The organism is Cellulomonas jepli, assembly GCF_047229345.1.
Taxonomy (GTDB): domain Bacteria; phylum Actinomycetota; class Actinomycetes; order Actinomycetales; family Cellulomonadaceae; genus Cellulomonas_A.
Window position 1 is genome coordinate 1 of the sequence record NZ_JBFTER010000055.1, and the last position, 23,870, is coordinate 23,870.

Consider the following 23,870-nt stretch of genomic DNA (forward strand, 5'->3'; position numbering starts at 1 on the left):
CGTCCGCGGGGGCGGCGGCGGCTGCACCGGCCGCGGCGGCGAGCCCGAGCGCCGGGGCCAGCGTCAGCACCGCGGCCAGGGCCACGGTGAGCGTCCCCGTCAGGGCCCGGCCGACGGTCCGCCTCGGGACGGCGCGCGGGGCACGCGCCGGCAGGGCCGGGCGCACGACGTGGGGGAGGGGCACCGGTCCAGCCTACGGTCGCACTAGGCTCGTCGGGCCGGTGGCCCTGCCGTCGCCCCAGGACCGCCCGGGACGTCCACGACCACCCCCGCACGCGTGCACGGGACGTCCACGCCCGCTCCGCACGCGCGGGCGTGCACCGTCGCCCCGACCGACAGCCGAGCACCACGGAGGACTCCGCATGGACGCACTGCGCTACGCCTACCTCGGCCCCGCCGGGACGTTCACCGAGGCCGCGCTGCGTCAGGTCGTGAGCCCCGACGAGGCGCAGTACCTGCCGCAGGCCGACGTCGTCTCGGCGATCGAGGCGGTCCGGACCGGGGCCGCGGACCGGGCGGTCGTGGCGATCGAGAGCACCGCCGAGGGCGGTGTGACCGCGACGCTCGACGCGCTCGCGGTCGGCACGCCGCTCGTGCTGCTGCGCGAGGTGCTCGTGCCCGTCGGTTTCACCCTCGCCGCGGGAGCCGGCGTCACGCTCGACGGGGTGCACCGCCTGAGCGCGCACCCGCACGCGTGGGCGCTGTGCCGGCGCTGGCTCGCGGAGAACCTGCCCGACGTGGTGCACGTGCCCGCGACGTCGAACACGGCTCCCGCGTCGCTCATCGCCGAGCAGGTCGCGACCGGGCGCCCCGTGAGCGGGCCCGACGGCCCGGGGTTCGACGCGGCGCTCGTCCCGCCGCCCGCGGTCCAGCACTACGGCCTGCACACCTTGGCCACGGACGTCGCCGACCACGACAACGCCGTGACGCGCTTCGTCGTGATCGGCCGCCCCGGCGAGGTCCCGCCGCCGACGGGCGCCGACAAGACGACGATCGTCGTGCACCTGCCGAGCAACGAGGCCGGGGCCCTGCTCACGATGCTCGAGCAGCTCGCGGTGCGCGGCGTGAACCTCTCGCGCATCGAGTCCCGCCCGATCGGCGACGAGCTCGGCCGCTACTCCTTCTCGATGGACGCCGAGGGGCACATCGCGGAGGAGCGCATGGGCGAGGCGCTCATGGGGCTGCACCGGGTGTGCCCGCACGTGCGGTTCCTCGGCTCGTACCCGCGGGCCGACGGCGTCCGGGCCGACGTGCACACGGGCACCGCCGACGCGGACTTCCGTGACGCGCGCGGGTGGCTCGCGACGCTCCGGCGCGGCGAGGTCGTCTGACGCAGGCCCGTCGCGGGGAGCCCCGGGCCGGTCGACCTCCCGGCGTGCGGCAGGTCGACGGGCTGCTCCGGACCCGTCAGAGGCTCGGCACCCGCACCACGAGCGCGCCCTTGTCGACGCGCGCGGTGATCTCGAGCGCGCGGCCCACGAGGTCCCCGTCGACCTGCACGTGCTCGCCGCCCGCGACGCGCACGCGGATGTGGCGTGCCCGCGCGTGGTCGATGCGCCCGATCTTGTTGGGCAGGTCGGTCTTGACCCCGACACCCTGCAGCGCGACCTCGCCGAGCAGCTGAGCCCAGCCTGCGACCCCGCCGCGGGTGTCGATGGCCGCGACGTCGAGCCAGCCGTCGTCGAGCACCGCGTCGGGCAGGAGCGTGATGCCGCCGGGCAGCTTGCCGCAGTTGCCGATGAGCAGGCTGCGCAGGCGCACGGGTGTCGGCTGGTGGTCGTCGAGCCGGACCATCGTGCGCAGGCGGCGGCCGTGCAGGTGCTTGATGCCGGACACGAAGTAGGCCATCCAGCCGACGCGCGCCTTGAGGTTGTCGTCGGTGTCGGCGACCATCGCGGCGTCGAAGCCGAGGCCGGCGATGACCAGGAAGATGTGGTCCTGGTCGGCCGGCGCCTCGGGAGTCGTCTCGGACGTCGTGTCGATCGGCTCGTGCATCGGGGTCCCGGGCGGGGACGGGGGGCCCTCGACGCCCTCGCCCTCGGGCGCGAACTTCGTGATCCGCAGCCAGCCCACGTCGATCGTCCTGTCCTGGCCCGCGAGCGCGATGCGCAGCGCCTCGGGGGCGTCGGTCACGGGGATGTCGAGGTTGCGGGCGAGGAGGTTCCCGGTGCCGGACGGCAGGAGGGCCATCGGCACCCCGGTGCCGACGAGCCCCTCGGCCACCGCGCGGACCGTCCCGTCGCCGCCGACCGCGACGACGACCTTGGCGCCGCGCTCGACGGCCTCGCGCGTCTGGCCGACGCCCGGGTCCTCGACGCTCGTCTCGATCCACAGCGGCTCGGGGTACCCGCGCTCGGTGACGGCGCGCACGACGCCGTCGCGCAGGTCGGCCACGTCGGGCTTCGACGGGTTGGCCACGAACGCGACGAGCGGTCGCTGCACCTCGGCGGCCTCGACGACCTCGCGGGTCTCGGCGCGTGCGGTCTCGACGCTCGCCTGCATGTCCCGCTGCCGCCCGCGCAGCGAGAGCCCGAGCCCGAGCGAGACCGTCGCGATCAGTGCGGCCGCGAGCGCGAGCCAGCCCTCCCATGTCATGCGGTCAACCTAGGGGCAGGTGCGCCGCGGCGCGCGCGGCGGCGCGGCACCGAGGCGCAGGTCACCCCGAGGGGACGAGACGGGGGCGCCGAGGGGCTCGGCGCCGACGACCCGTCCGTTATGCCCGTGACGCAGTCGTCGGACCTCTCGATACGCTCGGACGGTGATCGACCTTCGACTCCTGCGGGAGGACCCCGAGCTCGTCCGTGCCAGCCAGCGTGCGCGCGGCGACGACCCCGACCTCGTCGACCGGGTGCTCGAGACGGACTCCCGGCGCCGCTCGGCCCTCACGGAGTTCGAGCAGCTGCGCGCCGAGCAGAAGCAGCACGGCAAGAAGGTCGCGGCGGCGACGGGCGACGAGAAGGCCGAGCTGCTCGCGCACGGCAAGGCGCTCTCGGAGCGCGTCAAGGCGCTCCAGGCGGAGGCCGACGAGGCGGAGCGGGTCGCCACGGACCTCGCGCGCAGCATCGGCAACGTGATCGAGGACGGCGTCCCGCCCGGCGGCGAGGACGACTACGTGGTGCTGCGCCACGAGGGGACCCCGCGGGACTTCGCCGCCGAGGGCTTCACGCCGCGGGACCACCTCGACCTCGGGGAGCGGCTCGCGGCGATCGACACCGAGCGCGGCGCCAAGGTCTCGGGCGCCCGGTTCTACTACCTCACGGGAATCGGGGCCCGGCTCGAGCTCGCGCTGCTCAACGCGGCCGTCGACCTCGCGCTCGGAGCCGGGTTCACGCCCGTCATCACCCCGACGCTGGTCAAGCCCGAGGTCATGGCCGGCACCGGGTTCCTCGGCGCGCACGCCGACGAGGTGTACCGGCTCGAGGCCGACGACCTCTACCTCGTGGGCACGAGCGAGGTCGCGCTCGCCGGCTACCACTCGGGCGAGATCCTCGACCTGACTGCGGGCCCCAAGCGGTACGCGGGCTGGTCGGCGTGCTACCGCCGCGAGGCCGGCTCGTACGGCAAGGACACCCGCGGCATCATCCGCGTGCACCAGTTCCACAAGGTCGAGGCGTTCAGCTGGACGACCGTCGAGGACGCCGCCGACGAGCACCGGCGCATCCTCGGCTGGGAGGAGCAGATGCTCCGGCTCGCCGAGCTGCCGTACCGGGTCATCGACACCGCGGCGGGAGACCTCGGGTCGAGCGCGGCCCGCAAGTTCGACTGCGAGGCGTGGCTGCCCACGCAGGAGCGCTACCTCGAGCTGACCTCGACCTCGAACTGCACGACGTTCCAGGCCCGGCGCCTGGGCGTCCGCGAGCGCACCGCGACCGGGGAGCTCCGGCCCGTGGCGACGCTCAACGGCACGCTCGCGACGACCCGCTGGATCGTCGCGATCCTGGAGAACCACCAGCAGCCCGACGGGTCGGTGCGCGTCCCCGTGGGGCTGCGTCCGTACCTCGGCGGGCTCGAGACCCTGGAGCCGGTGCGATGAGCCACACCCGCAGCGTGGCGAGCAGCCTCGTCGCCCTCGACGTCGACGGGACCCTGATGTCCTACGCGGGCGTCATCTCGCCCGAGGTGCGCGAGGCCGTGCACGCGCTGCGGGACGCGGGGGCGCACGTCGTGCTCGCGACCGGGCGGTCCGCGGTGTCGGTCGTCCCCGTCGCCCATGACCTCGGTCTGGACAGCGGCTGGGTGATCGCCTCGAACGGCGCGGTGACGCTGCGGCTCGACCCGTCGCTCGACGCCGGGTACGAGGTGACCGAGGTCATCCGCTTCGACCCGGAGCCCGTGCTGCGGGTGCTCCGGCTCGAGCTGCCCGACGCGCTGTACGCGGTCGAGGACGTCGGCACGGGGTTCCGGGTGAGCGCGCCGTTCCCCGCGGAGGAGCTCGGCGGCGACCACCGCGTCGTCTCCTTCGAGGAGCTGTGCAGCGAGCCGGTGACCCGCGTGATCATGCGCGACCCGCACGGCACGCCGCAGGAGTTCCACGCGCTCGTCGAGCGCGTCGGCCTGCACGAGGTGTCCTACGCGGTGGGCTGGTCGGCGTGGCTCGACCTGTCGCCGGGCGGGGTCTCCAAGGGCACGTCGCTCGAGGAGCTGCGGCGCGCGCTCGGCGTCGAGCCGTTCGCGACGGTCGCGATCGGCGACGGCAACAACGACCTCGAGATGCTGCGGTGGGCCGCGCGCGGGGTCGCGATGGGCCACGCCGCGGAGCCCGTGCGGGCCGCCGCGGACGAGGTGACCGGCACGATCGACGACGACGGCGCGCTCGAGGTGCTGCGGAGCCTGCTCGTCTGACGAGCCGTCGCGCGCGTCCGGGGTGGACAATCCCTGACATGGCGCACGGCATCGAGGACGTGGCCCGGGTCGCCGGGGTCTCCACGGCGACCGTGTCGCGCGCGCTGCGCGGGATCCCGGGGGTCGCCCCTGCGACGCGCGACCACGTGCTTGCCGTCGCCCACGACCTCGGGTACGTCGCGTCCCCGACGGCGGCGAGCCTCGCGACGGGTCGGACCCGCACGGTCGGGATCATCTCCCCGTGGGTCAACCACTGGTTCCACGCCGAGGTCATCGAGGGCGCGGAGCAGGCGCTGCGGGAGCACGGGTACGACGCGCTGCTGCACACGTTCGACATGGAGCGCGAGCGGCCGCGCCGCCGGCTCGACCCGGGGGCGCTGCGCCGCCGGGTCGACGGCGTGATCGTCGTCGGCGGCCCGCTCGTACCCGACGAGGTGCGGGTCGTCGAGGACCTCGGGGTGCCGGTCGTGTTCGTCGGCTCGGGCGCGCCGGGGCACGTGGTCGTGCGCCTCGACGACGCGCGCACGGCCCGGGTCGCGACGCAGCACCTGCTCGACCTCGGGCACCGCGTCGTCGGGCACGTCACGGGTGCGGTGGTCGACGACGGTCCGTCGGCGCCGTCGTGGTGGCGGCGCACGGGGTGGAGCGGGGCGCTCGCGGGCGCGGGCCTCGCGGCGGACCGCGACCTCGAGGTCGACGGGCGCTACGACGTCGACGGCGGGCGCGCCTCGACGCACGTCCTGCTCGACCGGCGGCCGGACGTCACGAGCGTGTTCGCGGCGTCCGACGAGATGGCGATGGGCGTCGTGCTGGCGGCCCGCGACCGGGGGCTGCGCGTGCCGGAGGACCTCTCGGTCGTCGGCGTCGACGGTCACGCGCTCGGTGAGCTCGTCGGGCTGACGACCATGGTGCAGCCCGCCGTCCGGCAGGGCGGCGCGGCGGCGCGGGTGCTGCTCGACCGCGTCTCGGGCGAGCCGCTGCCGCCGCGCGACGTGGTGTTCCAGACCGAGCTGCTCGTGCGGTCGTCCACCGCGGTGCCGCGCGTCGGCGCCCTCGTCGGGCGGTGAGGTTGAGTCCCGGCCGGTGCGGGTCCGGTGAGCACCCGGTGAGCGGCCGGTGCCTTCGGGCGAGTCGTCGCCTTTGTGACGCAATCGTGACCCGCTGATCTGGGGTTTCGGCTTGCGGCAAGGGAATGTAAACGCTTGCATCGTCAGCAAGGTTGCGGGCGCCGAGGACGCACGTCGGTGCGGGCCGCCCGTGACGCACAACGACGTGGAGGTCAGATGAACGGCATGCGCAGGCGCCGCGGGACCGCGGTAGTGGCAGCAGGGGCGGGGCTCACCCTCCTCCTGGCAGCGTGCTCGGGCGGCGACGGCGGTGGCGGCGACGCCGAGGAGACCGCGGGCGACACGGACTGCAGCGCGTACGAGGAGTACGGGGACCTGTCGGGCAAGACCGTCTCGGTCTACACCTCGATCGTCGACCCCGAGTCCGAGGAGCAGATCAACTCCTACCAGCCGTTCGTCGACTGCACCGGCGTCGAGATCGACTACGAGGGCTCGCGCGAGTTCGAGGCGCAGCTCCCCGTGCGCCTGACGGCCGGCAACCCGCCGGACATCGCCTACGTCCCGCAGCCCGGCTTCCTCAAGTCGCTCGTCGCGGACTTCCCCGACCAGGTCGTCCCCGCGCCGCAGTCCGTGATCGACAACGCCACGGAGTTCTACACCGAGGAGTGGGTCAACTACGGCACGGTCGACGGCACGCTCTACGCGACGCCGCTCGGCGCGAACGTGAAGTCGTTCGTCTGGTACTCGCCGCTGGCGTTCGAGGACGCCGGCTACGAGATCCCCACGACGTGGGACGAGCTCATGGACCTGAGCCAGCAGATCGTCGACGACGGCGGCGTGCCGTGGTGCGCCGGCATCGAGTCCGGTGACGCCACCGGCTGGCCGGCCACCGACTGGCTCGAGGACGTCGTGCTCCGCACCGCGGGCGCCGACGTGTACGACCAGTGGGTCAACCACGAGATCCCCTTCAACGACCCGCAGATCGTCGAGGCGCTCGGCACGGTCGGGGAGATCCTCAAGAACGACGAGTACGTCAACGGCGGCCTCGGCAACGTCCAGTCGATCGCGACGGCGGCGTGGAACGAGTCGGCCAACGGGATCCCCGACGGCACCTGCTGGCTGCACCGCGCGGCCAACTTCTACCAGGCCAACTGGGACGAGTCGCTGGAGGTCTCCGAGGACGGCGACGTCTACGCGTTCTACCTGCCCGGCGTGTCCGAGGACGACAAGCCGCTGCTCGGTGCCGGCGAGTTCGTGACGGCGTTCAGCGACCGTCCCGAGGTCGAGGCGTTCCAGGCGTTCCTCTCGAGCCCCGAGTGGGCGAACTCCAAGGCGAGCGTCACGGCGCAGGGCTGGTTCTCCGCGAACAACGGCCTCGACCCGGAGCTCATCAAGTCCCCGATCGACCAGCTCGCGTTCGAGCTGCTCACGAGCGACGAGTACACGTTCCGCTTCGACGGCTCCGACCAGATGCCGGGTGCCGTGGGCACCGGGTCGTTCTGGACGGAGATGACGGCGTGGGTCGCGAACGACAAGTCCGACGAGGACGTGCTGTCCGCGATCGAGGCCTCCTGGCCGACCTCGTGACCGTCGCCTCCTAGGTCCGCCCGGACCGCGGAGGCCACGCACCAGGCCGCGGCGGGCGTCCCCCTCCAGGGGCGCCCGCCGCGGCCCGTCACGTACCCGGTGGCGCCGTCGCCGGTGGCCGGTCACAAGTCGTGGAGGTGGAGCATGGTGCAGTTCTCGCCCGTCACCGAGTGGTTGACGCAGGCGGACGACGTCGGGCACAAGTTCGCCCTGATGTTCGTCGCGATCGCGCTGTTCGTGATCGTGATGGGGGCGATCCTCCTCGCGGTCGACCGGCCCAAGCGCGTCCCGCCGTGGGTCGTGCCCGTGGCGTTCCTCGGCCCGACGATCCTCGGGCTCGCGTTCGGTCTCGTGTACCCCGGGATCCGGACCATCTGGGCCTCGCTGTTCGACCGCACCGGCCAGAACTTCGTCGGGCTCGAGAACTACGCGACGGCCTTCGGTGAGGAGGCCTTCCAGACCGTCCTGCGCAACACCCTGATGTGGGTGATCCTCGTCCCGATCGTCGCGACGTTCGTCGGGCTCGTCTACGCGGTGCTCGTCGACCGCACCCGCTTCGAGTACCTCGCGAAGACCCTCGTGTTCCTGCCCATGGCGATCTCGATGGTCGGCGCGTCGATCATCTGGAAGTTCGTCTACGAGTACCGCCCCGACCAGAAGAACGTGAACCAGATCGGGCTGCTCAACCAGCTCCTCGTGTGGATCGGGCTCGAGCCGCAGCAGTTCCTGCTCAACCCGCCCGTCAACACGCTGTTCCTCATCGCGGTCATGATCTGGATCCAGGCCGGCTTCGCCATGACCGTCCTGTCCGCCGCGATCAAGGCCATCCCGGACGACATCGTCGAGGCCGCGCGGCTCGACGGCCTGCACGGCATCGGGATGTTCCGCTACATCACCGTCCCGAGCATCCGGCCCGCCCTCGTCGTCGTCGTGACGACGATCGCCATGGGCACGCTCAAGGTCTTCGACATCGTCCGGACGATGACCGGCGGCAACTTCGGCACCTCGGTCGTCGCCAACGAGTTCTACAACCAGAGCTTCCGCATCCGCGAGGTCGGGCTCGGTGCTGCGCTCGCGGTCATCCTGTTCGTGCTCGTCATCCCGCTCGTCGTCTACAACGTCCGCCAGCTCCGACTCTCCGAGGACATCCGATGAGCACAGGGATCCCGAGCATCGAGCTCGTCGAGGGCGCCCAGCAGGCCGCCAAGGGACGCCGGGAGCCCGGCCGGCTGTCGCGGCTCGAGAAGCGCGCCGCCGCGGCCAAGGGGAAGATCAGCTCGCCGTGGGCGTCGACCCTGGCCATCATCATCGCCATCGCGTGGACGATCCCGACGTTCGGGCTGCTGCTCACGTCGTTCCGGCCGCGCCTCGAGATCCGCCGCACCGGCTGGTGGACGTTCCTCTCGAACCCCGGGGTCACGCTCGAGAACTACACCGACGTGCTGTTCGGCAGCTCGACGGCGTTCTCCACGTTCTTCGTGAACTCGCTCGTCATCACGATCCCGGCGGTGGTCATCCCGATCTCGCTCGCGCTGCTCGCGGCGTACGCGTTCGCGTGGATCGACTTCAAGGGCCGCAACCTGCTGTTCGTCGCGGTCTTCGCGCTCCAGGTCATCCCGATCCAGGTCACGCTCATCCCGCTGCTCACGCAGTACGTGGACTGGGGGCTCGCGGGCTCGTTCTGGACGATCTGGCTCTCGCACTCGATCTTCGCGCTGCCCCTCGCGATCTTCCTGCTGCACAACTTCATGAAGGACATCCCGCCGTCGCTCGTCGAGGCCGCGCGCGTCGACGGTGCCGGGCACGTGAAGATCTTCTTCCAGGTGCTCATGCCGCTCCTCACCCCGGCGATCGCGTCGTTCGCGATCTTCCAGTTCCTCTGGGTGTGGAACGACCTGCTCGTCGCCCTGACCTTCGCGGGCGGCTCGACCGAGGTCGCGCCGCTCACGGTCCGCGTCGCCGAGCTCGCCGGCACCCGCGGGGCGCAGTGGCACATCCTCTCGGCCGGCGCGTTCGTGTCGATGATCGTGCCGCTGGTCGTGTTCCTCGCGCTGCAGCGGTTCTTCGTGCGCGGGCTGCTCGCGGGGTCCGTCAAGGGCTGACCCGCGGGACGCCCGCACCACCACGGCAGCACCGACCGCCCGTCCCGGTTCCTCGGGGCGGGCGGTCGGCGCGTCCGGGGCCGGCCGTGCTGTGCCGACCGGGTCCCCGTCGGCGGTTCACGGGCTGCCCGCCGGTCCGCGTCGGCGGTCCGTCGGCCCGCCCGCCCGCTGCTCGTACGCTGCTCGGGGCGCGCACGCTGCCGGCTGCCCGTCCGACGACCCGGGGGAGACGCATGACGGCCGACGTGCGCGCCGCCCGAGGGATACCCGCGCCGGTGCTGTTCCTGGGCTCCGGGCTCACGCAGTACCTCGGCGCCGCCCTCGCCGTCGGGCTCTTCGCGGTGCTCACCTCCCCGACCGTCGCGTGGCTGCGCATCGCCGTCTCGGCGCTCGTGCTCCTCGCGTGGCGCCGGCCGTGGCGCTTCCGGTGGACCCGCGGGGACCTGCTCGCGTCCGCGCTGTTCGGCGCGGTGCTCGCCGCGATGAACGTCGCCTTCTACGTCGCGATCGAGGTGCTGCCGCTCGGCACCGCGGTCGCGGTCGAGTTCGCCGGCCCCGTCGCGGTCGCCGCACTGACCGGGCGGACCGTGCGCGAGCGTGTCGCGATCGCCGTCGCCGCGGCCGGCGTGGTGCTGCTGGCCGGGGTCAGCCTCGACGCCGGTCCGGACGCCGGGCGCGGCCTGGTCGCGATCGGCGTCTCGGCCGTGTGCTGGGCGGGCTACATCCTGCTCGGGCGGCGCGTGGCGCACGGGCGCGCCGAGGCCGGCACGGGTCCTGGGGCCGCTGGGGTGCCCGACGACGCCGGCGCGGGGGACCCGTCCTCGGGTGGCGCGGTGCGCGACCTGGCCGGGCGCGACGAGGCGGTGGCCGACGACGCGGGAGCCGCCGGTCCGCGGTCCGGCGGGGCGGCGCCCGCCGGGGGTGCGCGCCCCGACGGCGTCTCGTCGCTCGCCGTGGCCATGACGGTCGGTGCGCTCGTCTTCGCGCCGTTCCTCGCGTCGCCCGCCGCACCCGTGCTGCGCGACCCGCACCTGCTCCTGCTCGTGGTCGGCATCGCCGTGTTCTCGTCGGTCGTGCCCTACGCGATCGAGCAGGTCGTGCTGCGCCGGGTGACCGCCGCGACCTTCGCGGTGCTGCTCGCGATGCTCCCGGCGACGGCGGCCGTCACGGGCGTCGTCGTCCTGCGCCAGCTCCCGGGCTGGGGAGAGGTCGCCGGGCTCGCGCTCGTCTCGGTCGCGATCGTGCTCACGGCCCGCCGGACCGCGTGACGCGCGCCGCTCCAGGTCGCACCGCGCGACGCGGCCCCGTGAGAGGTCGGACCGCGCGACGCGGCCCCTCTCCAGGTCGCACCACGCGATGCAGCCGCTCTACAGGTACTGCCCGGGTCGCTGCCGGGGGTCGGCGGGCTCCCCGCCGGGCGCGCCGTGCGCCGGGCCGCCCAGCCCGCCCGGCACTGCGGCCCCGGGCGGCAGCGCACGGCGCATCTGCGTGAGCTGCGCCTGGGCCGCCATCTGCTGCGCGACGAGCGCCGTCTGGATCCCGTGGAAAAGGCCCTCGAGCCACCCCACGAGCTGCGCCTGCGCGATCCGCAGCTCGGCGTCGCTCGGCGCCCGGTCCTCCGAGAACGGCAGCGTGATCCGGTGCAGCTCGTCGAGCAGCTCCGGGGACAGGCCCTCCTCGAGCTCGCGCAGCGACCGCTCGTGCACCTCGGCGAGCCGCGCGCGGGCGGCGTCGTCCAGCGGCGCGCTGCGGACCTCGTCGAGCAGCTGCTTGATCATCGTCCCGATCCGCATGACCTTCGCGGGCTGCCCGACCATCGTCGCCGGGTCCTCGCCGCCCGCGCCGTCGCCCGCGCCGTCGTCGTTCGGCTCGGCGTCCGCGCGGTGCTCCGCCGGGGCGACGGGCCGGCCGTCCGGCCCGACCACGACGACGCGGGGGCCGTGCCGCCCGTCGACCGGCAGGGCGTGCGCGGTCGGCTCGTCGGCGGCGGGGGTGCCGGACCCCGGCTCGGTGGGCGTCCGACCGGCGGGGGAGTCGGGGGCGTGCTCGTCGCTCGTGTGCTCGCTCATCGGGGCATTCTCGTCCCATCGCGCCCGCGCCGCAGGCGGTCGGCGCCTGGATAGGCTGACACGCATGACGTGGCTCGCGACCCCTGCCCATGCCCGCTGGCTCGAGCAGGAGACGGACCGGCTGCTGGCCTTCGGTGGACCGTCCGCGGTCCCGGGGCGCGGGTTCGCGCGGCTCGACGAGCAGGGGGCTCCGGTCGACGGCCCCGCGGAGCTGTGGATCACGTGCCGCATGACCCACGTGTACGCGCTCGGCGTGCTGCTGGGCCGCCCGGGCTCGGGCGCGCTCGTCGACCACGGGCTCGCGGCGCTCGACGGGCTGTTCCGCGACCGCGAGCACGGCGGCTGGTTCGCCGAGGTCGGCCCCGACGGACCGCTCGACGCGGACAAGGCCGCCTACCCGCACGCGTTCGTCGTGCTCGCGGCGTCCAGCGCGACCGCCGCGGGACGGCCCGGCGCGCGGGCGCTGCTCGACGAGGCGCTCGCGGTCTCGGAGCAGCACTTCTGGGACGACGAGGCCGGCATGGCCGTCGAGAGCTGGGACCGCACGTTCACCGAGCTCGACGCGTACCGCGGCGTCAACGCCAACATGCACACCGTCGAGGCGTACCTGGCCGCGGCCGACGTGACCGGGCACCGCGTGTGGCTCGACCGGGCCGTGCGCGTCGTCGAGCGGGTCGTGCACGGGTACGCGCGCGAGAACCGGTGGCGGATCCCCGAGCACTTCGACTCCGCGTGGCAGCCCGACCTCGAGTACAACGCCGACACCCCCGCGCACCCGTTCCGCCCGTACGGCGCGACGATCGGCCACTGGCTCGAGTGGGCGCGCCTCACGCTGCACGCCCGCGCGGCGCTCACCGCCCGCGGCGACGTCGCGCCGGACTGGATGCTCGACGACGCGGTCGCGCTGTTCGACGCGTCGGTCGCCGAGGGCTGGGACGTCGACGGCGCGCCGGGCTTCGTCTACACCGTCGACTGGGCCGGCGCCCCCGTCGTGCGCGAGCGCATGCACTGGGTCGTCGCCGAGGGCATCGCCGCCGCAGCCGCCCTGCACGCCGCGACGGGCGACGAGCGGTTCGACACCTGGTACCGCACGTGGTGGGACTACGCGGCGCTGTTCCTGCTCGACCGCGAGGGCGGGTCGTGGTGGCACGAGCTCGGCACGGACAACCAGGTCTCGCGCACCGTGTGGGAGGGCAAGGCCGACCTGTACCACGCGGTGCAGGCGACGCTGGTCCCGCGTCTGCCGCTCACCCCGGTGCTGGCCCCGGCGCTCGCGGCGGGTGCGCTCGACCTGACCTGACCTGACCTGACCTGACCCGCTCCGCCGGGCGCCGGGCGCCGGGCGTGCGCGAGAGCGGCGCGCGACCCCGCACAGGAGTCGCGCGTGGCGCTCCGAGGGTCAGGTCGTCAGCAGGACCTTCCCGAAGACCTCGCCCGAGTCGAGCAGGCGGTGCGCGTCCGCGGCCCGCTCGAGCGGGAGGCGGGCGTGCACGACCGGCCGGACGCGCCCGTCGGCGAGCATCGGCCACACGTGCTCCCGCACCGCGGCGACGAGCGCCGTCTTCTCGGCGGACGGGCGTGAGCGCAGCGTCGTCCCGGCGACGCTGAGCCGCTTCGTGAGGAGCTGCCCGAGGTCGATCTCGGCCCGCCGGCCGCGCTGCAGCCCGATGACGACGAGCCGCCCGTCGGTCGCGAGCACCTCCAGGTTGTCCGCGAGAGCGCCCGCGCCGAGCACGTCGAGCACCAGATCGACCCCTCGACCCGCCGTCGCGTCGTGCACGGCCCGGGTGAAAAGGCCGGCCCGGTGGTCGATCCCGAGCGCCGCACCGAGCTCCTCGCACCGCGCGGCCCGCTCCGGACCCCCCGCGGTCGCCAGGACCCGGGCCCCGAGCGCCGCGGCGAGCTGCACCGCGACGGACCCGACGCCGCCGGAGCCCCCCTGCACGAGGACGACCTCGCCCGCGCGGAGCCGGCCGACGTCGACCAGGTTGGACCACGCGGTGCACACCGCCTCCGGCAGGCCCGCCGCGTCGACCAGGTCGGTGCCGTCGGGCACGGGGAGCACGTGACCTGCAGGAACGGTCACCCGGGACGCGTAGCCGCCGCCCGCGAGCAGCGCCGCGACGCGGTCACCGACCGCCCAGCCGCCCTCCTGGGGGCTCGGGACGCCGTCCCCGAGCGCCGCGACGACGCCCGAGACCTCGAGGCCCGGCCAGTCCGGCGCACCGGGCGGCGGCGGGTAGCTGCCCGCGCGCTGCAGGAGGTCCGCCCGGTTCACGCCCGCGGCGACCACGTCGAGCAGCAGCTCGCCGGGTCCCGGAGCCGGATCGGGCATCTCGTGACACACCAGGACATCCGGCCCGCCCGCGCGGGCGGCGACGACGGCTCGCATGACCGCCACGTTAGGGGGACCCGGGGCGTACCGCTGCGGGTGAGGTCGTGGCAAACTCTGCGCGGGGCTAATGGTCCACTGTCCAGTAGCCGATGAGAAGCGTGCGGCAACCTCTCCACAGAGCGGTTCCGTCGGGCGTCGTCGGTGCGACGCCCGCGTCGGGTGAAGGAAAGAGGTCGACATGCTGCGCAGGCTTGGCATCCGCGCCAAGGTTCTGGCTGTCCTCGCCGTGCCCATGATCGTGCTGCTCATCGCTGGTGGATACATCTCGTACGGGGCTTTCCGCTCGGCGAAGACCGCTGCCGCTGCTGCCACCGTCGTGGAGGTCCTGGACGCGTACGCCCCCCTCGGGGCGAACCTCCAGACCGAGCGCGCACTCTCGCTGTCCCTCGTGAGGGACCAGGCCCAGCTGGACGCGGCCCGTGCCGCGACGGACAAGACGCTCTCCGAGCTGAAGCCGCTGACGGCACGCATCGACCGGGACGAGTTCCCGGACAGCGTGCTCGCGGCGTTCGACGAGTCCCAGCTCGCGCACAACGAGATGCTCCCCGCGGTGCGCCGGTCGGTCGACACCGACTCGCAGGCCGCGATCATCAAGCGCAACTACGACCAGATCATCAACGGGCAGATCCAGCTCGTCGGTCAGGTCGCGGAGACGATGGACAACCGCGAGGTCGCTCAGTACGTCACGGCGTACCACGAGCTCGTGACCCTCGCCGAGAGCCTCGCGAACGAGCTCACGCAGGGTACGGGGCTCATCCTCACGCAGGCCTCGTCGCCTGCGGCGGTCCGCAACTTCGACACGCAGACCACGTCGACGGAGCTGGCCCGTGCCAACGCCCGCGTCGCGCTGGCCGCGCTCGGCAACACGGACATCCGCCTCCCCAGCGAGGACCCGACGTCCGACTTCACGCGCAAGCGGAACCTCCTCACGACCGGTAACGCCGGCTCCGTGACGGCGGTCGACCCCGTCGCGTGGACCGAGGACATCCAGAAGCAGCTCGTCAGCATCAACGACGTGCGTATCGAGATGCTCGCCGAGGGCAAGGCCGAGGCCGACGTGGCCGCCTCGGCGGAGCGCACCGCGGCGATCATCACGATCGTCATCTCGGTGCTCGCCGCCGTCGCGTCCTTCGCCTTCGCGATCGTCGTCGCCCGAGGCATCACCGTCCCGCTGCGACGCCTCACGGCCGCGGCCGGTGACGTCCGCGAGCAGCTCCCGAAGCTCGTCGAGCAGGTCGCGGTCCCCGGCGAGGGGCCCGGTCTGGAGCTCGTGCAGATCCCGGTCGAGTCGTCCGACGAGGTCGGCCAGCTGGCCGCCGCGTTCAACTCCGTCAACGCGACGACCCTCCAGGTCGCGCAGGAGCAGGCCGCGCTGCGTGGCTCGATCGCGGAGATGTTCATCAACGTCGCCCGTCGTGACCAGGTCCTCCTCAACCGCCAGCTGTCGTTCATCGACTCGCTCGAGCGCTCCGAGGAAGACCCGAACACCCTGGCGAACCTGTTCCGCCTCGACCACCTCGCGACGCGAATGCGACGCAACGCGGAGTCGCTCCTCGTCCTGGCCGGCATCGACTCGGGCCGCCGCGTCCGCGACGCCATGCCGCTCTCGGACGTCATCCGCACCGCCTCGTCGGAGATCGAGCAGTACGACCGCGTGGAGCTCGACCTCACGGTCGACCCGCAGATGCTCGGGTTCAACGCCCTGAGCGCGGCCCACCTGCTCGCCGAGCTCCTCGAGAACGCGACGATCTTCTCCGAGCCGGAGACGCCGGTCGAGGTCAAGACGGGTGTCGTCGGCGAGTTCGTGATCGTCCAGGTCCTCGACCACGGCCTCGGGATGTCCGACGCCGAGCTCGAGTCGGCCAACGAGAAGATCCGCTCCACGTCCGCCAGCGACTCGCTGGGCGCGCAGCGCCTCGGCCTCTTCGTCGTCGGCCGCATCGCCCACCGCCTCGGTGCGGAGGTCACGCTCGCGAAGAGCCCGCGCGGCACCGGCACGGTCACGACCGTCCGGTTCCCGGTGACGCTGTTCACGACGAACGAGAGCCCCGTCTTCGGCTCGATGCCCCCGCAGCAGGCCCTGACGCAGGCCCCCGAGCGCCGGATGCCGGTCGCGGAGGAGGCACCCGTCGTCGAGGCCGTCGACCTGCAGGCGCTGACCGACGGCGAGACGTCGCTCGGTCTGCCCCGCCGGCGTCTGCGTGGCGACGAGGACTCCGCGGAGATCCCCCTGCCGCAGAACCCGGTGCTCCCGCAGCGGTCCCACAAGACGTTCGACGAGAGCAAGATCGTGCTCCCGCAGGCGCAGGCGACGACCCTGTCGCCCGAGATCTCCGGGGACAGCTCCGGCTGGACCCCCGCGGTCCAGGCGGCGCCGGTCAAGTCCGGTCTGCCGACCCGTGCCCGCGCGGCGACGCCGGCCTGGGCGCAGCCGGAGGAGGAGGCCGCTCCGGCCCCCGCCGCTCCTGCCGCACCCGAGGCGCGCGTCGGCCTGTTCTCCGGCTTCCGCACCCGTGGCGACCTGCCCGCGCCGGCTCCGGCCGACCTCCCGGGCGCGCCGCAGCGCGACGAGCAGGCGGACGCCCCGCAGCGTCCCTCGCAGGGCTTCGTCGTCCCGGGCCTCGTGCCCGACGAGGACGAGTCCTCCACCGGCTCGTGGAGCCAGGGCTGGGACGAGCAGCCTGCCGCTGCCGCGTCCACGCCGTCGGCGCCCGTCGCCGAGGAGACCGAGTCGTGGGCCCCCGCGCAGAGCTGGGACGCCCCGGCCGAGCAGCCCGCCGCGCCGGCAGCCGAGGAGTGGGCCCCGGCCGCCTCCTGGGAGCAGGCGCCCGAGCGCACGGAGGAGCCCGCGCCCTGGGCACCGACGTCGAGCTGGGACCAGGCTCCCGAGCAGGCGCCGCAGGAGCAGGCGTGGTCCCCGACCCCCGCGTGGGAGGACTCGGCGCCGCTGTCCGGGTCGCCCCGCGTCGAGGACGCCCCGGCGGCGCACGCCCCGGTCGAGCACGTCGAGCAGTCCACCGCCGCCGAGGCGTGGGAGCCGACGCCGGTCGCCGAGCGCCCGCGTGAGCCGCGCCACGAGGTCTCGCCCCCGACGGGCGCCTACCCGGAGTTCACCGCGTACAGCGGCTACTCGGGCTGGGCGACGCCGGTCGAGTCCGACCAGCCGGCCCCGCGCTACACCTCGCCCTACACGGCCTCGTACGTCCGGGACGGCTTCGCGCCGATCCTCGACGAGTCGCGGGCCTGGAACGGCGACACCGCCGAGCACGACGCCCCGGCCCCGGCCGAGGAGAGCTGGCAGCCCGAGACCACGCAGCAGTCGTGGTCCGAGCCTGCGGCCGAGCAGTCGTGGGACGCGCAGCCTGCTGCTGAGCAGTCGTGGGACGCGCAGCCTGCTGCTGAGCAGTCGTGGGACGCGCAGCCCGCCGCCGAGCAGTCGTGGGAGAGCCCGGAGCCCGCGTCCGCCGACCACGGCTGGACGGCCCCCCCGGCGTACGAGGAGCCCGCACAGGTCGACTCCCCGTCGTGGGCGCAGCCCGCGTCGCACATCGCCGAGACCGAGCAGTGGACCGTCCCGGCGCTCGAGGAGGACCCGGCCGTCGAGTCGTGGGCCGCCGCCGAGCCCGAGCCGGAGCCGCTCGCCCAGCGCCGCCCGCGTGGGTCGTCCTTCGTGGACGCCCAGGCCCAGACGGAGCTGTTCACCCCGGTCGAGGCCGAGCTCCTCGCGGAGTCGCACGCCGAGGCCGAGGCACCCGCCGCCGCACCGGCGCCGGTCGCCGCTCCCGCTCCCGAGCGCGCTGCGACCCCGTCGTGGGCCGCGACGCGCCCCGCCGAGCAGGCGCCGGCGTTCACGGACCTCGTGAACGGCGACGCCGGTGACGACTCGAAGAAGGGTCGCCGCTGGGGGCTCTTCGGGCGCAAGAAGGACGACGCCCCGACCCCGGGCGCCGGGACCCCGGCCACGCCGTCGCCGTTCGCGGGCGGCTTCCAGCCGACGTCCGAGCCTGCCCCCGCGGCGGGTCTGCGGACCTCGGCCTGGGCCGACCCCGCCCCGGCGCAGCCTGAGCCGGCTCCGGTCTCGACGTTCGCGCCGCCCGCCCCGCAGGCACCGCCCTCGGCGCCGTTCCCGCAGCGTGAGAGCACGCGTCCCACGGGCGGGAGCTGGCAGCCCCCGGCGAGCCCGGCTCCCGAGCCGGCGAACCCGGGCTCCGGTGCGCCCCAGCCGCTGTCGGCCTTCTTCCGGCCGCCGACGGCTGACCGTCCCGCCCCGGCGGCGCCCCCGGCGTCCTGGGCCCCGCCGGAGTGGGCTGCCCGCCCGTCCGGCACCGCGAGCGGCCCCGAGTCCTCGCGCTCTGTTCCTCCGCCGTCAGCGGCACCGCGCATCGGTGCCCTGGACGACGAGGTCGCTGCAATGCTGGCGCTCCGCTCCGACATCCAGGAGCAGGCTCTCTCCGAGCTGAGCCAGCTGTCCGCGTACCGGCCGGCCGCGATGAACGGCTCGACCGGAAGTGCGTCGCTCACCAAGCGCGTACCGAACGCGATCCCGGCTGCTCCGCCTCTCGCGGCGCCGGAGTCCGACCGTGGGAACCCCCGGGATGCCGACCAGCTGCGTTCGCGGCTGTCGAGCTTCCAGCAGGGGACCTCGCGCGGTCGCCGTGCCGCGGAGGCGCCGGACGATGCATCGGCCGCCTCCACGAGCTCCGAACCGCTGATCGGCTCCGCCGACCAGCACAGCACCCCGCCGTCGCCGACATGGTGACGACACAGCACGCAGTCAACTCCGGCTGCCACCGCAAGGAGGAAGTGTGACAGCGCTCAGCACCGAGGCAGCCAACTTCGGCTGGCTCCTGGACAACTTCGTCCGGACCGTGCCCGGCACCCGGCACACGCTGGTCGTGTCCGCCGACGGTCTTCTCATGGCCATGTCCGACCAGCTCGACCGCACCAGCGGCGACCAGCTCGGGGCGATCGTCTCGGGCATGTCGAGCCTCACCCGGGGCGCGGCCCGCCAGCTGCGTGCGGGGGAGGTGCGGCAGGCCATCATCGAGATGGACAACATGTTCCTCTTCCTGATGAGCGTCTCCAACGGCTCCGTCCTGTCGGTCGTCGCCGAGGCGAGCTGCGACGTCGGCCTCATCGGCTACGAGATGGCGATGCTCGTCTCGCGGACCGAGGCGACGCTGACCCCGCAGCTCATCAGCGAGATGCGCGGCCAGCTCCCCGTCGACGGCGCCACCCGGACCCCGGTGGCGTGAGGACGCGATGAGCGACCACATCGAGTACGAGGCCAGGACGGTCCGGCCCTATGCCGTGACCGGTGGCCGCGTGCGCTCGGCACGCTCCGACCTGCCTCTCGAGGCTCTGGTCGAGGTCATGCCCGGTGCCGTCACGAGCCAGGGGCTGCCCCCCGAGAAGCGGGCGATCCTGCAGCACGCTGCACACAACTACATCTCGGTCGCCGAGCTGTCGGCCCTCCTGCACCTGCCTCTCGGCGTGGTGCGGGTCCTGGTCTCCGACCTCGCCGACGCGAAGTACATCCGTGTGCACACGTCCCAGCCGGTTGAGGTCCACACCGGTCAGTCCCCCGCCCTGTCCCTGAGCGTGCTGGAGAGTGTTCTCAATGGCATTTCCGCCCTCTGACGCCGCAGTGGCCGCCCCGGCGGGCACTCCAGGCAGCGTCGCGCCCACTGTCGTCAAGATCGTCGTCGCCGGTGGCTTCGCCGTCGGCAAGACGACCTTCATCGGGTCCATCTCCGACATCGAGCCCCTGAACACCGAGGCCGCGATGACGGAGCACTCGGTCGGCGTCGACGACGCCGGCGGGGTCTCCGACCGCAAGACCACCACGACGGTCGCGATGGACTTCGGTCGCATCGCCCTGCCGGGTGCGCTGTGGCTCTACCTGTTCGGCACGCCGGGCCAGGACCGCTTCCTCTTCATGTGGGACGACCTGGTGCGGGGCGCGATCGGCGCGGTCGTCCTCGTGGACACCGACCGCCTCGACCAGTGCTTCCCGGCCGTCGACTACTTCGAGAGCCGGGGCATCCCGTTCGTCGTGGGCGTCAACTGCTTCGACGGCGTCGCCAAGCACCAGCTCGACGACGTCCGCGAGGCGCTCGCCATCCCGGCGCACGTCCCGGTCCTCTACACGGACGCCCGCTCGCGCGCGGCGACCAAGCAGGCGCTCATCGCGCTCGTGCAGCTCGCCATGGAGCGGCTGCGCGGCGCCTGACGCCCGCGTCCGACCTCACCACCGGCCGGTCCTCCCTCGTGGCGGGCCGGCCGGTGGCGTGTCCGGGTTGCTCGGTCCGCGCGCCCGGGCTCCGCTCGGACGGGGGCGTCCGGGGCGCGCGCGGTGCCCGGTTCGTCCGATGTGTCCCTGCGGTCGGTAGGCTCGTGCAGATGGGTGTGTATGTCGACGGGTCAGCACTGAGCAGGTACCTCATCGACGCCACGAGCACCGGCGACTGGTGCGCGTGGGCGGCGGTCTGGGAGGCCGAGCTCCTCACCACCACGCTCGGCGTCAACGAGCTGCGGCGCGCCGCGGCGTGGAAGGGCTCCGCGGACCGGGCGGTCGCGCACGGCGTCACCGAGCGGCTGCGGGTCGTGCCGTTCTCGGACCAGGCGTTCGGCGCGGCGGTGACCCGGGCCAAGGGCCTGACGCCGTTCCAGGCGCTGCACCTCGGGGTCGCCCTGACCGAGCCCGACGTCGACCGCATCGCGACCTACGACGGGAAGCTCGCGCGCACCGCGGCGAAGGAGGGCCTCCAGGTCGTCTCGCCCGGGCGCCGGCCCGGGTGGTGGACCCAGAACGACAGCTGACGTCCGGGCTCCGGCGGCCGAGCGACTGGCACAATGAGCGCGCGCGTCGTGCGGTGCCGGCGGCGCGGGGAGGGCTGGCTGAGCGGCCGAAAGCGACGGTCTTGAAAACCGTTAGGGTGATGAACTCATCCTCAAGGGTTCGAATCCCTTGCCCTCCGCACCCGGCGTTACCGCAGGTCAGTGCGGTGGACGGCCTCGACCACGCCGGTCCCGCACACCCCGCGTGCGCAGCCAGCGCACCCGTCCGGCCTCGTGTCCCCGGCGATAAAGACCGTGCCGGACGCCAGCGTGCCGTCCTACGCTCACGCACGCTCCTGGTCGGCAGCCGGACGGCGTCGCCGTCGCGGGTCCTGCGCGAACGGCCGGTGAGCACTGCACTGGATGCAGCGCCTGTCACGCGACCGGGTTCAACTCCCGATGGTCGTCCGGCGCGCGGTCACCCAGGGCGGTCGCGGTCTGCGACGCCGGGCGTGCCCGGGACGTCCCCCGCGGCCGGCCGGCCGCGCGCCGGCGATCGACGCGCCGACGCCGCTCCGGGCAGTGGACCAGCCGAGGGTCGGCCGGACCGTGCGGGAGAGGTCGAGCATGAAGATCGTCGTGCAGGAGTGGGAGCGGGTCCTGGTGTACCGGGACGGGACGTTCGAGGGAGTGCTCGAGCCCGGCCGCCGGTCGGTGCCGTGGCTCCGGCACCGCACCGTCCGCGTCGCCGTCCGTCCGCGGCTCCTGGTCGTGCCGCTCCAGGAGGTGCTGACGGCCGACGGGATCGCGGTCAAGGTGAGCCTGACGTCGACGGTCCGCGTCGTGGACGCACGGACGTGGCACGAGGCAGTCGAGGAGCCGGACGCGTTCCTGCACTCCGCGCTCCAGCTCGCGCTGCGGGACGCCGTCGCCGCCCGGACGCTCGACGAGCTGCTCGCCGACCGCGCCGAGGTGCCGGCGCAGCTGCGTGCGGCGGTCGGGCCGGCGGCAGCCGGGCTGGGGGTCGAGGTCGCCGAGGTCGCGCTGCGGGACGTCGTCGTGCCCGCGGAGCTGCGGCGCGCCGCGGCCGAGGTCGTGACGGCTCGGGCGCAGGGGCTCGCGGCGCTCGAGCGCGCGCGGACCGAGGTCGCCGTGACGCGCGCCCTGGCGAACGCGGCGAGGCTTGTGGGGTCGAACCCGGGGCTGCTCCAGCTGCGCACGCTGCAGGTCGTCGAGGCCGGCGGGGCGACCGTCGTGCTCTCCGCGGACCCGGCGGTCGCGCACGCCGTGGCGACGGGCGCGTGACGCGTCCGCTCCGTCGCCCACCGTCGAGCCGACCGGTGGGCGACGGGGCGGGCGTGGGCTGACGGGCAGGTCAGCCGGCCGCGTCCGGGCGGCGCTTCTGCGGGTACGGGGTCTCACCGCGGGTCAGGCGGTCGACGGTCTCGGCGATCTTGCGGGCGCGGGTCTCGGCCCGCTTGACGCCGTTGATCCGGAGGATGAACGCGAACCGGTTCGCCGAGGTCAGCACGTCCCACCACGCCTGCGCGGCGGGCTCGGCGGCGAGCGCCGCGGCGAGGTCGTCGGGCACGACCGTGTTCTTCGGGCCCTCGTACGCGGCCTCCCACCGGCCGTCGGCCTGCGCGGCGCGGACCTGCGCGCGGCCCGCCTCCTGCATCTTGCCCTCGGCCTCGAGCCGCGCGACGTGCCCGACGTTGCGGGCCGACCACCGGCTGCGCGCCCGGCGCGGCGTCATCCGCTGGTAGGACGACTCGGCGTCGCGTGCGCGGCCCTGTCCGTCGATCCAGCCGTAGCAGAGGGCCTCGTCGAGCGCGGTCGCGTACGTGATCTCCGTGACCGTGCCGCCCTTCTTGTGCAGCACGAGCCACACGCCGTCGGACGTCGTGTGGTTCTCGTCGAGCCACGCCCGCCACGCCTCGGCGTCGGGCAGGAGCAGCTCGGGCAGGTCGTCGGCCATGCGCACATCGTGCCGTGCGGGTCCGACACCCGAGCGCCTGTCCGGCACGCAGGGTTGCACCACGGGTGACGGGCGGCGGGCGCCGAGCGGCGTCAGGACTTCCGCTGGTCCATCTTGAGCCCCTCGAACGAGTGCTCGGTGCGGTACGGCGGGAGCTCGGCGTCGGTGTCGGCGACGATCTCGTGGCTCAGGTGGGCGCGCAGCGCGGGGTCGACCCGCTCGTACGCCTCCGCGGAGAGCCGGATGCGCGGCGGGTGCGGGTCCGCGGGGTCCTTGAGCCGGTCGACGACGGCCCGGTCCTCGGGCGAGACGATGCCGAGGATCATGACCTGGCGCATCCGGGAGCCGTTCCCCATGGCCGAGCCCCGGTGCAGCATCAGCCCGGACCGCACCGAGAAGTTGCCGCCCTTCGCGTAGAACGCCTGCAGCCGCGCGTCGTACTCGGGGGTGCGCTCGTCGGGCGGGAACATCGCCCCCTCGAAGTCCTCGCCGACCTCGAACTGCGTGCCCAGCACCGCCTGGAACGGGCCGTCGACCACGTCGACGGCGGAGGCGTTGACGGCGATCGACGTCAGCCGGTGCTCGTCGCGCGTCGCCGCCGGCATCGGGAAGTCGCGGTGCCACGGCTGGTTCTCGGCGCCGGGCAGGGGCACGTCGCAGCCGAGCTCCACGATCTGCCAGTCGGGCCCGAACATGTGCTCCGACAGCGCGGTGACGACGGGGTGGGCCGCGAGGTCCCAGAAGCCCCGGACGCGCTCGGCGTACGGCTCGAAGTAGAACCGGTTCCAGCCGCGCGGCGCGACGCCGCCCGGGGTCCGCAGGGCCTCCATGAGCTCGCGCGCGAGGTCGACGTCCAGGTCGCGGGCCCACTCCGGCGCGAACGCGCCCCGGACGACCGTGATGCCCTGGTCGTGGATCTCACGGCTGAGGTCCTCGGCACGGTGCTCGGTCGCGCTCTGCTGTGCTGTCGTCGTCATGCCCCGACCCCCCGGTCGACCCGTGCCTGCGCGCCGGTGCGCGGGCTCCCGGACCAGCGTAGGCACGGCGGCG

At 74.0% G+C, this 23,870-nt stretch carries 21 protein-coding genes and 1 tRNA gene; 16 read left to right on the plus strand and 6 right to left on the minus strand.

Translation table 11 applies throughout. The features are described from left to right. Positions 1-184, minus strand: a 184-nt coding sequence (locus AB6N24_RS13595) for a hypothetical protein (protein ID WP_412869929.1), incomplete at its 3' end; no start/stop codon positions are given. A gap of 178 nt (positions 185-362) precedes the next feature. Here AB6N24_RS13595 and pheA point away from each other — a divergent pair. Further along, positions 363-1,331 carry a prephenate dehydratase gene (gene pheA, locus AB6N24_RS13600; RefSeq protein WP_412869930.1) on the plus strand — a complete coding sequence of 323 codons (969 nt, stop codon included), beginning with the start codon at positions 363-365 and terminating at the stop codon, positions 1,329-1,331. 76 nt (positions 1,332-1,407) lie between these two features. Here pheA and AB6N24_RS13605 read toward each other — a convergent pair whose 3' ends face one another. Continuing rightward, positions 1,408-2,595 carry a diacylglycerol/lipid kinase family protein gene (locus tag AB6N24_RS13605; protein ID WP_412869931.1) on the minus strand — a complete coding sequence of 396 codons (1,188 nt, stop codon included), beginning with the start codon at positions 2,593-2,595 and terminating at the stop codon, positions 1,408-1,410. A 163-nt stretch (positions 2,596-2,758) separates the two neighbouring features. Between AB6N24_RS13605 and serS the strand changes: the two genes are divergently transcribed. The 7 genes from serS (at position 2,759) to AB6N24_RS13640 (ending at position 10,866) form a co-directional block, all read left to right on the plus strand. Continuing rightward, complete coding sequence (gene serS / locus AB6N24_RS13610) at positions 2,759-4,033, plus strand: serine--tRNA ligase (RefSeq protein WP_412869932.1); 1,275 nt, start codon at positions 2,759-2,761, stop codon at positions 4,031-4,033. Further along, positions 4,030-4,842 (plus strand): HAD family hydrolase, encoded by an 813-nt coding sequence (locus AB6N24_RS13615; protein ID WP_412869933.1) that lies wholly within the window; start codon positions 4,030-4,032, stop codon positions 4,840-4,842. Before serS ends, AB6N24_RS13615 begins: the two co-directional genes overlap by 4 nt. A 38-nt stretch (positions 4,843-4,880) precedes the next feature. Beyond that, a complete protein-coding gene (locus AB6N24_RS13620; RefSeq protein WP_412869934.1) occupies positions 4,881-5,909 on the plus strand; it encodes a LacI family DNA-binding transcriptional regulator in 1,029 nt (342 codons plus the stop codon). A gap of 216 nt (positions 5,910-6,125) precedes the next feature. Continuing rightward, positions 6,126-7,496, plus strand: a complete 1,371-nt coding sequence (locus AB6N24_RS13625) for an ABC transporter substrate-binding protein (RefSeq protein WP_412869935.1) — start codon at positions 6,126-6,128, stop codon at positions 7,494-7,496. A gap of 144 nt (positions 7,497-7,640) precedes the next feature. After that, entirely contained in the window at positions 7,641-8,651 is a 1,011-nt protein-coding gene (locus tag AB6N24_RS13630) for a carbohydrate ABC transporter permease (protein WP_412869936.1), read from the plus strand. Next, on the plus strand, positions 8,648-9,598 hold the full coding sequence (locus AB6N24_RS13635; protein WP_412869937.1) for a carbohydrate ABC transporter permease: 951 nt from the start codon (positions 8,648-8,650) through the stop codon (positions 9,596-9,598). Before AB6N24_RS13630 ends, AB6N24_RS13635 begins: the two co-directional genes overlap by 4 nt. Before the next feature lie 233 nt (positions 9,599-9,831). Continuing rightward, positions 9,832-10,866 (plus strand): EamA family transporter, encoded by a 1,035-nt coding sequence (locus tag AB6N24_RS13640; RefSeq protein ID WP_412869938.1) that lies wholly within the window; start codon positions 9,832-9,834, stop codon positions 10,864-10,866. 99 nt (positions 10,867-10,965) lie between these two features. Here AB6N24_RS13640 and AB6N24_RS13645 read toward each other — a convergent pair whose 3' ends face one another. Next, a complete protein-coding gene (locus AB6N24_RS13645) occupies positions 10,966-11,667 on the minus strand; it encodes a bacterial proteasome activator family protein (RefSeq protein ID WP_412869939.1) in 702 nt (233 codons plus the stop codon). Positions 11,668-11,731: 64 nt separating this feature from the next. Between AB6N24_RS13645 and AB6N24_RS13650 the strand changes: the two genes are divergently transcribed. Next, on the plus strand, positions 11,732-12,967 hold the full coding sequence (locus AB6N24_RS13650; RefSeq protein WP_412869940.1) for an AGE family epimerase/isomerase: 1,236 nt from the start codon (positions 11,732-11,734) through the stop codon (positions 12,965-12,967). A 99-nt stretch (positions 12,968-13,066) separates the two neighbouring features. Here the strand turns inward: AB6N24_RS13650 and AB6N24_RS13655 are convergent, their stop codons facing one another. Then, positions 13,067-14,059 (minus strand): NAD(P)H-quinone oxidoreductase, encoded by a 993-nt coding sequence (locus AB6N24_RS13655; protein ID WP_412869941.1) that lies wholly within the window; start codon positions 14,057-14,059, stop codon positions 13,067-13,069. Positions 14,060-14,240: 181 nt separating this feature from the next. On the opposite strand from AB6N24_RS13655, the gene AB6N24_RS13660 reads away from it, so the two are divergent. The 7 genes from AB6N24_RS13660 (at position 14,241) to AB6N24_RS13690 (ending at position 22,147) form a co-directional block, all read left to right on the plus strand. Beyond that, positions 14,241-18,821 (plus strand): nitrate- and nitrite sensing domain-containing protein, encoded by a 4,581-nt coding sequence (locus tag AB6N24_RS13660; RefSeq protein ID WP_412869942.1) that lies wholly within the window; start codon positions 14,241-14,243, stop codon positions 18,819-18,821. Positions 18,822-18,867: 46 nt separating this feature from the next. Then, complete coding sequence (locus AB6N24_RS13665; RefSeq protein WP_034628326.1) at positions 18,868-19,317, plus strand: roadblock/LC7 domain-containing protein; 450 nt, start codon at positions 18,868-18,870, stop codon at positions 19,315-19,317. 7 nt (positions 19,318-19,324) lie between these two features. Continuing rightward, entirely contained in the window at positions 19,325-19,702 is a 378-nt protein-coding gene (locus AB6N24_RS13670) for a DUF742 domain-containing protein (RefSeq protein ID WP_034628329.1), read from the plus strand. Then, complete coding sequence (locus tag AB6N24_RS13675) at positions 19,683-20,294, plus strand: GTP-binding protein (protein WP_034628332.1); 612 nt, start codon at positions 19,683-19,685, stop codon at positions 20,292-20,294. The genes AB6N24_RS13670 and AB6N24_RS13675 overlap by 20 nt, the downstream gene beginning before the upstream one ends. A gap of 170 nt (positions 20,295-20,464) precedes the next feature. Beyond that, the gene (locus tag AB6N24_RS13680; RefSeq protein ID WP_412869943.1) at positions 20,465-20,884 is read left to right on the plus strand and encodes a PIN domain-containing protein; all 420 of its coding nucleotides are present in this window, start codon (positions 20,465-20,467) and stop codon (positions 20,882-20,884) included. A gap of 68 nt (positions 20,885-20,952) precedes the next feature. Next, positions 20,953-21,042 (plus strand) — tRNA-Ser (locus tag AB6N24_RS13685). A gap of 427 nt (positions 21,043-21,469) precedes the next feature. After that, positions 21,470-22,147: a slipin family protein gene (locus AB6N24_RS13690; protein ID WP_412869944.1), complete on the plus strand. Its 678-nt coding sequence runs from the start codon at positions 21,470-21,472 to the stop codon at positions 22,145-22,147. A gap of 70 nt (positions 22,148-22,217) precedes the next feature. On the opposite strand, the gene AB6N24_RS13695 is transcribed toward AB6N24_RS13690, so the two are convergent. Both AB6N24_RS13695 and AB6N24_RS13700 read right to left on the minus strand, forming a co-directional pair. Further along, positions 22,218-22,820 (minus strand): YdeI/OmpD-associated family protein, encoded by a 603-nt coding sequence (locus tag AB6N24_RS13695; RefSeq protein WP_412869945.1) that lies wholly within the window; start codon positions 22,818-22,820, stop codon positions 22,218-22,220. A gap of 92 nt (positions 22,821-22,912) precedes the next feature. After that, positions 22,913-23,797 (minus strand): phytanoyl-CoA dioxygenase family protein, encoded by an 885-nt coding sequence (locus tag AB6N24_RS13700; RefSeq protein ID WP_412869946.1) that lies wholly within the window; start codon positions 23,795-23,797, stop codon positions 22,913-22,915. Between the last annotated feature and the right edge of the window lie 73 nt (positions 23,798-23,870).